Origin of the sequence: Enterococcus spodopteracolus, from assembly GCF_030441955.1 — a bacterium.
GTDB classification, from domain to species: Bacteria; Bacillota; Bacilli; order Lactobacillales; family Enterococcaceae; genus Enterococcus_B; species Enterococcus_B spodopteracolus.
This window is the reverse complement of sequence record NZ_JARJHD010000061.1, coordinates 1-789: the sequence shown is the minus strand read 5'-3', so window position 1 is coordinate 789 and position 789 is coordinate 1. Positions and strand designations below refer to the sequence as shown.

The 789-nt window shown below is 45.6% G+C and carries 1 protein-coding gene; it reads left to right on the top strand.

Features of this window, described 5'->3' with window-relative positions; genetic code table 11:
* Window position 1: 1 nt before the first annotated feature.
* A partial coding sequence (locus P3R27_RS14460) for a thiamine pyrophosphate-binding protein (RefSeq protein WP_301357589.1) occupies window positions 2-789 on the top strand: 788 nt, incomplete at its 3' end.

The window sequence follows — 789 nt, the reverse complement described above, 5'->3', positions numbered from 1 at the left end:
ATTGTTTGATAAAATTGATCAGCTTGGTGTGAATACGATCCGTACATTGAGTGTCGATGCAGTACAAAAAGCAAATTCAGGACATCCGGGGTTACCAATGGGTGCCGCGCCAATGGCTTATGCCCTTTGGACGAAACACTTGAAAGTGAATCCGAAAACTTCTAAAAACTGGGCAGACCGTGACCGTTTTGTCTTATCGGCAGGACATGGTTCAGCGATGTTGTACAGCTTGTTGCACTTAGCAGGGTACCAAGTAACGATTGATGACTTGAAACAATTCCGTCAATGGGATTCAAAAACACCAGGACACCCTGAGGTCAACCATACGGACGGCGTCGAAGCAACGACTGGTCCTTTAGGTCAGGGGATCGCGATGGCTGTGGGGATGGCGATGGCAGAAGCGCATCTAGCAGCGACCTATAACAAAGATCAGTTCAACGTCGTTGATCATTATACGTATGCGTTATGTGGTGATGGCGACCTGATGGAAGGTGTGTCTCAAGAAGCAAGTTCGATGGCTGGTCATATGAAATTAGGGAAATTAATCGTTTTATACGATTCAAACGATATTTCTTTAGACGGACCAACCTCAAAAGCCTTCACTGAAAATGTTGGCGCACGCTATGAAGCTTATGGTTGGCAACATATCTTGGTCAAAGACGGCAATGATTTAGAAGCCATCTCAAAAGCTATCGAAGAAGCGAAAGCCGAAACAGACAAACCGACATTGATCGAAGTGAAAACGGTCATCGGATTTGGTGCACCAAACCAAGGAACTTCTGCAGTCCA